3 protein-coding genes are annotated in these 8,007 nt (G+C 65.4%); all 3 read left to right on the forward strand.

What is annotated here, in order from left to right; translation table 11 throughout:
• Positions 1-56: 56 nt before the first annotated feature.
• Positions 57-1,727, forward strand: a complete 1,671-nt coding sequence (hutU, locus tag EOA32_RS29645; protein WP_128373617.1) for a urocanate hydratase — start codon at positions 57-59, stop codon at positions 1,725-1,727.
• A gap of 4 nt (positions 1,728-1,731) precedes the next feature.
• Positions 1,732-2,319, forward strand: a complete 588-nt coding sequence (locus tag EOA32_RS29650) for a HutD family protein (protein WP_128373618.1) — start codon at positions 1,732-1,734, stop codon at positions 2,317-2,319.
• A 270-nt stretch (positions 2,320-2,589) separates the two neighbouring features.
• On the forward strand, positions 2,590-8,007 hold a 5,418-nt coding region (locus tag EOA32_RS29655; protein ID WP_281015293.1), incomplete at its 3' end, for a glucoamylase family protein.

Genomic DNA, 8,007 nt, shown 5'->3' on the forward strand with positions numbered 1-8,007 from the left:
TGCCTGGGCGGCGCGCTGACGCTCCCGCCGCACCTGATCGAAAGGGAACTGCCGACATGACCGACCCTCGCCACAACATTCGTGAAGTCCGCGCGCCGCGCGGCGACAAGCTCAACGCCCGCTATTGGACGACCGAGGCACCGCTGCGCATGCTGATGAACAATCTCGATCCGGAGGTCGCCGAGAACCCGAACGAGCTCGTGGTCTATGGCGGCATCGGCCGGGCGGCGCGCACCTGGAACGATTTCGACCGCATCGCCGCGTCACTGAAGACGCTCGGCGAGGACGAGACGCTCTTGGTGCAGTCGGGCAAGCCGGTCGGCGTCTTCCGCACCCACAAGGACGCGCCGCGCGTCTTGATCGCCAATTCCAACATCGTGCCGCACTGGGCGACCTGGGAAAAATTCAACGACCTCGATAGGAAGGGCCTGATGATGTACGGCCAGATGACGGCCGGTTCCTGGATCTATATCGGCACGCAAGGCATCGTTCAGGGCACCTACGAGACCTTCGTCGAGGCCGGCCGCCAGCACTATGGCGGCAATCTCAAGGGCAAGTGGATCCTGACCGCCGGCCTCGGCGGCATGGGCGGCGCCCAGCCTCTGGCCGCTGTCATGGCCGGCGCCTCCTGCCTCGCCATCGAATGCAATCCGGACTCGATCGACTTCCGCTTGCGCACTCGCTACCTCGACGAGAAGGCCAAAACGCTCGACGAGGCGATGGAAATGATCGAGCGCTGGACCAAGGCCGGCGAGGCGAAGTCCGTCGGCCTGCTCGGCAATGCCGCCGAGATCGTGCCGGAGATGTTCAGGCGTGGGATCCGCCCCGATATCCTCACCGACCAGACCTCGGCGCATGACCCGATCAACGGCTATCTGCCCAAGGGCTGGACCATGGCCGAATGGCGCGAGAAGCGCGTCAGTGATCCGAAGGCGGTGGAGAAGGCGGCGCGCGCGTCGATGCGCGAGCATATCGAGGCGATGGTGGCGTTCTGGAACGCCGGCGTGCCGACGCTCGACTACGGTAACAACATCCGCCAGGTCGCCAAGGACGAGGGTTTCGAAAATGCCTTCGCCTTCCCCGGCTTCGTGCCGGCTTACATCCGTCCGCTGTTCTGCCGCGGCATCGGCCCGTTCCGCTGGGCTGCGCTCTCGGGCGATCCGGAAGATATCTACAAGACCGACGCCAAGGTGCGCGAACTCACCCCCGGCAACACGCATCTGCACAATTGGCTCGACATGGCGCGCGAGCGCATCTCCTTCCAGGGCCTGCCGGCGCGCATCTGCTGGGTCGGGCTTGGCGACCGCCATCGATTGGGGCTCGCCTTCAACGAAATGGTGGCCAAGGGCGAGCTCAAGGCGCCGGTCGTCATTGGCCGCGACCATCTCGATTCCGGCTCGGTCGCCTCGCCGAACCGCGAGACCGAGGCGATGAAGGATGGCTCCGACGCCATTTCCGACTGGCCGCTGCTCAACGCGCTGCTCAACACCGCGTCCGGTGCCACCTGGGTCTCGCTGCATCACGGCGGCGGCGTCGGCATGGGCTTCTCGCAGCATGCCGGCATGGTGATCGTCGCCGACGGAACGCCTGACGCGGCCAGGCGCCTGGAGCGCGTGCTGTGGAACGACCCGGCGACCGGCGTCATGCGTCACGCCGATGCCGGTTACGACATCGCCATCGAGTGCGCGAAGGAGCACCAGCTCAACCTGCCGGGCATACTGGGTTGAACCGATGCGCATCCTTCGTGCCGCCGGCTATCGCGTCATGCCGTGGAAGAACGGCGGCGGCACGACCACCGAGATCGCCGTCTCGCCTGATGGCGCCGGTCTCGAGGATTTCGACTGGCGCATCTCCATGGCGCGCGTCGAGACCAGCGGGCCATTCTCCAGCTTCGCCGGGGTCGACCGCACGCTGTCGGTGCTGGAAGGCGACGGCATTATGCTCGACATCGCCTCTCGACCGCCGGCGCGGCTGACGCCAGCCTCGGCGCCGCTTCCTTTTCCCGGCGACGTGCCGACCCGCGCCACGTTGATGGGCGGCCCGATCACCGATCTCAACGTCATGAGCCGCCGCGGCTGCATCAGCCATACGGTCGAGCGCTTGCCTGTTTCGGGTGAAGTCGAGATAAGGTCGACCGACGGCACGACGATTATCTTGCCGGTTGGCGGTGGCGTCACAGTCCTCACGAACACCGCTGCCAGCCTCGGACCGCTTGATGCGCTCGTCCTCGATCAGCAGAGCCAGAAACTGCGCCTCCAGCCTGAAGGGCATGAGCTGATTTTTGTGATCCGCCTGCGCGTCACCGCCGCCAATGGTTAACGGCTGTTGCCAAACATGATCGCGGCTCGGGCGAAATATCGCCTGGCCTCTTGCATGTATCACGAAAAAGCCTGAATCCTTTCCCTGATCGGACCCGGGGCGGGAAGCGAGGGGCGTTCGCCCTTGAGTTGTCGAAAGGGGACGCCCCTGTCACGGAGCGCAAACAAACTTTCGGCCGAACCTGCCGTGCAACAGATTGCATTTGAACCGGTTTTAGGGCCATTGCCGTGGCGGTGACGCCGCATCGCGCCCCGCCTTACGGAATAATCAATGAACATCCAGACGAATCCCGCCAAGATCGAACAAACTAGTGCCGGCTTCCCGACCGTCACGGAAGCGCCGATACGCTCCAATTTCCTGCCGGAAGACCGGCTGCGCGCGCTGGGCGCAGCACTCGCCAGGGGCGATGTCAGGGACCTGTTCGGGCTTTCGCCGTTCGAATTCCAGGCCCGCATCCGCGATAGCGCCAAGAAGATTCTCGAAGTCTACCGTTCGACCAACGCCGCCCAGGCCAAGGGCGAGACGATCACGCCCGCGGCGCAATGGCTGCTCGACAACAACTACCTGGTCGAAGAGACCATATTTCAGGTCAAGCGCGATCTGCCGCGCCGTTTCTACCGCCAGTTGCCGACGCTCAAGCTTGCGGGCGGCACGGCGTTGCCGCGCGCCTTCGTCGTCGCCTGGAGCTATGTCGAGCATTCCGACAGCGCCGTCTCGGCGACCATGTTCAAGGCCATCGTCGAGGGCTTTCAATCGGTCGAGCCGCTGAAGATCGGCGAGCTCTGGGCGCTGCCGTCGCTGCTGCGGTTCGTGCTGATCGAAAACCTCCGACGCATCGCAGTGCGCGTCAACCGTACCAGAGAGATGCGCCAGATCGCCAACGAGGTCGCCGACCGGGTGCTGGCGACCGACGACAATGCCGACCGGACCAGGATCCTGTCGAGCTACGCCGCGCATGCGCAGGATACCACTTTCGCCACCCAGCTCCTTTATCGCCTGCGTGACGGTTCGCAGAACGCCGGCCGCGCGCTGGAATGGCTGGAGGGCGAGCTCGAGAAGACCGGCTCCGACGCCGAGGAGATCATCATCTCCGAGCATCAGACGCTCTCCAGCGGCAACGTCACCACCGGCAACATCATCCGCGGCCTGCGCCTCATCAACGACGTCGACTGGACGGTCTGGTTCGAGGGCGTCAGCCGCATCGACACGCTGCTGCGCGAGAAGACCGATTTCGCCGCGCTCGATTTCTTCTCGCGCGATCAGTATCGCACCGCGATCGAGCAGCTTGCGCGCCGCTCCGACCTTTCCGAATTCCGCGTCGCCGAAACGGCGATCGAGCTTGCAGGCCACATGCCTGGGGTCACCGATGCGTCCGGCGTGCCGGAAACTGCCGACCCCTCCGTGCATACCGATGTCGGCTTCTTCCTGGTCGGACCGCGTCGGCCGGAGCTGGAACAGGCGATCGGCTACCGGGCTCCCTTCTATGTGACTTTCAAGCGCGCCTTTGCCGCCACCGGCTGGCTCGGCATCGTCGTGCCGGTCTTCCTGCTGACGGTGCTCCTGCTTGTGCTGTCCGGCAACGCGCTTGCCAATCTCGGCCTCTCGGCAGGGGCGATCACGCTGATGCTGGCTTTGTTCGCGGTGCCGGCAAGCGAAGGCGCGTTGGCCTTCTTCAACACCGTCGTGGCGCTCTTCCTCAAGCCGACGCGGCTCGTCGGCTATGACTATAAGCACGGCATCCCCGCCTCAGCGCGCACGCTGGTCGTCGTGCCTTCGCTCATCGGGTCGCGCGACGACGTCGAGGAAAACATCCGCAACATCGAGGTGCATCATCTCGCCAACACGGCAGAAGAGATCCATTTCGCGCTTTTGTCCGACTGGCCGGATTCCAAAACCGAAATCGACGCAGCCGACATCGAGATCCTGCAATATGCCCGCGACGAGATCGCCAGGCTGAACGCCCGCTACCCGTCGGAAGGTGCTCCGCGCTTCTATCTTCTGCATCGCCGCCGGCTCTACAATCAGGCCCAGGGCTGCTGGATGGGCTGGGAACGCAAGCGCGGCAAGCTGCACGAGCTCAACCTTCTGCTGCGCGGCGACAGCGATACCACCTTCCTGCCGCTCGATGTGCCGCTGCCGGACAAAGTCACCTATGTGATGACGCTCGACGCCGATACGCGCACCACCCGCGACGCCGTCTCGAGCCTTGTCGGCAAGCTCGCGCATCCGCTCAATCGTCCGCATTTCGATCCGGCAAAGCGCGTCGTCACAGCCGGCTACACCATCCTGCAGCCGCGCATCACCGCCTCGCTCACCAGCGGCGACGATGCGTCCTTCTTCCAGCGCGTCTTCTCGGCCAATCGCGGTCTCGACCCGTACGTCTTTGCCGTGTCCGACGTCTATCAGGACGTCTTCGGCGACGGCACTTTCACCGGCAAGGGCCTCTACCATATCGACGCCTTCGAAACGGCGCTGAAGGGCCGCATCGAGGAAAACACCATCCTCAGCCACGATTTGCTCGAAGGCGCCCTGGCGCGCGCCGCGCTCGTCACCGATGTCGAGTTGGTCGAGGACTATCCGACCCGCTACTCGGTCGACGCCTCACGCCACCACCGCTGGGCGCGCGGCGACTGGCAATTGCTCGGCTTCATGTTCGATCCGCGCTCCGGCGTTCCGGCACTGTCGCGCTGGAAGATGGTCGATAACCTGCGCCGCTCGGTGACCCCGATCTTCTGGGTGATGGCCTGTATCGCCGGCTGGACGCTGCTGCCGTTCACGCAGGCCGCGCAGTGGCAGGCGCTGATGATCCTCAGCCTGTTCATGGCCCCGACTTTCGACATCGTCAACGGCATCCTGCCGAAGAGCGGCGACCAGACGCCGCGCGGCCATTTCTCGGCGCTGGCGCGCGACACTGTGTTCGGCACCGCGCTGGTGGCGCTGAAGGTGCTTTTGATGGCGCACCTTGCCTGGATGATGGGCGATGCCATCGTCCGCACTCTTTACCGGCTCTTCGTCAGCCGCCAGAACCTTCTGGAGTGGCGCACCGCCTCGCAGGCGCACAAGACCGGCGGCAGCGATCTCGGCGCCTATTACAGCATGATGTATGGCGCCGTGATCATCGGCGTCGTCGGCCTTGCCGTTCCGGTGCTGGCCGATTCCACCGGCGCGTTCGTCGCCTTCTTCTTCGCGATTTTCTGGATCGGCTCGCCCGCCGTCGCCTGCTGGATCAGCCGCTCGGCCGAGACCGAGGACAGGCTGCGCATTTCCGCCGCCGACATCCATGCGCTGCGCACCGTGGCGCGTCGCACCTGGCATTATTTCGAGACCTTCGTGACGGCCGAGCATCACCATCTGCCGCCCGACAATTTCCAGGAAAGCCCGGCCCCGGTGGTGGCGCCGCGCACCTCGCCGACCAATATCGGCGTCTACCTGCTCTCGGTGGTGTCGGCGCGCGACTTCGGCTGGATCAGCCTGTCGGATGCCATCACCCGCATCGACGCCACGATGACGACCATCGAGAACATGCCGCGCGATCGCGGGCATCTCTACAATTGGTACGACACGACGACGCTGAAGCCGCTTTATCCGCTCTATATCTCGGCGGTCGACAGCGGCAATCTCGCCGGCCATCTGGTCGCCGTGGCTGCGGCCTGCGCCGAATGGGCCGAGGCGCCTTCCGTCCACCTGCAGGGCGATTTCGAGGGCATCCTCGACACCGTCACCATCCTCGACGAGAGCCTGGAGGAACTGCCCGACGACCGCCGCCAGCTGCGGCCGCTGCGCCAGCGTCTTGCCGACCGCCTCGACGGCATGCGCCGGGCAGTGATGACCATCAAGGCGCAGCCCGAGATGGCCTCGATCCGCACGATCAATCTCGCGGTGCTGGCCGGCGAGATCCGCAAGCTCGCCACGGCCATCCACGTCGAGGCGGCGTCGCCCAAGAGCGACGTCATCGCCGACTGGGCGGCCAGGCTGGAGGCGACCTGCGAGGCGCATGTGCACGATTCGCACAATGACGAAAGCGCGGTCTCGGCGCTCCGCACCAAGCTGCTCGCGCTGCGCGGGCGCTGCCGCCGCTACGCCTTCGAGATGGATTTCTCCTTCCTGATGCGGCAGGAGCGCAAGCTCCTGTCGATCGGCTATCGCGTCGAGGAGCACCAGCTCGACGAGAGCTGCTACGACTTGCTCGCCTCCGAGGCGCGGCTGACCAGCCTGTTCGGCATCGCCAAGGGCGACTTGCCGACCGAGCACTGGTTCCGGCTCGGCAGGCCGATTGTCGAGATCGGTTTCAAGGGCGCGCTGATGTCCTGGTCGGGCTCGATGTTCGAGTACCTGATGCCGCCGCTGGTGATGAAGGAGCCGCAGGGCTCGATCCTCAACCAGACCAGCAAGCTCATCATCAAGCGCCAGATCCAGTATGCGCGCTCGAAGAACGTGCCCTGGGGCATCTCGGAAGCGGCCTACAATGCCCGCGACCGCGAGCTCACCTACCAGTACACCAACTTCGGCGTGCCCGGCCTCGGCCTGAAGCGCGGCCTCGGCCAGAACACCGTGATTGCGCCTTACGCCACCATCTTGGCGGCGCAGTTCAACCCGCGTGAGGCGGTGCAGAACCTGATGCGGCTGCGCGCGATCGGCGCGCTCGGCCGGCACGGCTTCTACGATGCGGTCGACTTCACGCCGCAGCGCGTGCCGGAAGGCACCGACCACGCGGTCGTCCAGAACTACATGGCCCACCATTCGGGCATGTCGATCGCCGCCGTGGCGGACGCCATCTTCGAGGGTCGGCTGCGCGAACGCTTCCACAGCGATCCGGTGATAGAATCGGCCGAACTCCTCTTGCAGGAGAAGGCGCCGCGCGACATCCCGACCGCTACCGTCAGGACCGAGGCCGACGAGCGCTCCAAGGACGAGACCGAGACCGAGAGCCCGGACAGCCGCATCATCCTTGACCCGATCAAGGCGCTGCGCGCGACCAACGTCATGTCGAATGGCCGTTACTCGGTCATGGTCACCGCCACCGGCTCCGGCTACAGCCGCTTCGGCGAGCTTGCCATCACCCGTTGGCAGCCGGACCCGAGCGAAGACCGTCTCGGCTCCTATATCTTCTTGCGCGACACCGCGACCGGCGACTGGTGGTCGGCCACCGCCGAGCCGAAGCGCGCCGAGGGCGAGCGCGTGCAGACGCTGTTTGCGGACGACAAGGCGCGCTTTACCAAATCGATCGGCTCGCTGCGTTCGGAGGTCGAGTGCATCGTCATCTCCGAAGGGAATGGCGAAGGCCGGCGCGTCACGCTTTACAACGACGGCCCCACCGACCGGCACATCGAGGTGACGTCCTTTGCCGAGCTGGTGCTGGGCAACGAAGCCTCCGACAACGCCCATCCGGCGTTCTCGAAGATGTTCGTCGAGACCGAGATCTCCGCTAACAACGGCGCGATCTTCGCCACCAGGCGCAAGCGCGAAAAGAACGAGCCCGACCTAACCATGGTGCATTTCGTCACCGATCCGTCGGGTCCCTCGCGCGACGCCGAGGCCGAAACCGATCGCCGCGCCTTCATCGGCCGCGGCCGCACCATCGCCGACGCTGCCGCCTTCGCTCCCGGCGCCCGGCTCTCCGGCAGCCACGGCTTCACGCTCGACCCGGTGGCGGCACTTCGCCGCCAGGTGCGCGTGCCGGCCAACAAG

It is taken from the genome of Mesorhizobium sp. M1A.F.Ca.ET.072.01.1.1, assembly GCF_004023325.1.
Classification (GTDB): domain Bacteria; phylum Pseudomonadota; class Alphaproteobacteria; order Rhizobiales; family Rhizobiaceae; genus Mesorhizobium.

Bases quoted from the DNA above. Each gene is read 5' to 3' on its own strand.
- hutU (WP_128373617.1), top strand. From the start codon at position 57: ATGACCGACCCTCGCCACAACATTCGTGAAGTCCGCGCGCCGCGCGGC.
- EOA32_RS29650 (WP_128373618.1), top strand. From the start codon at position 1,732: ATGCGCATCCTTCGTGCCGCCGGCTATCGCGTCATGCCGTGGAAGAAC.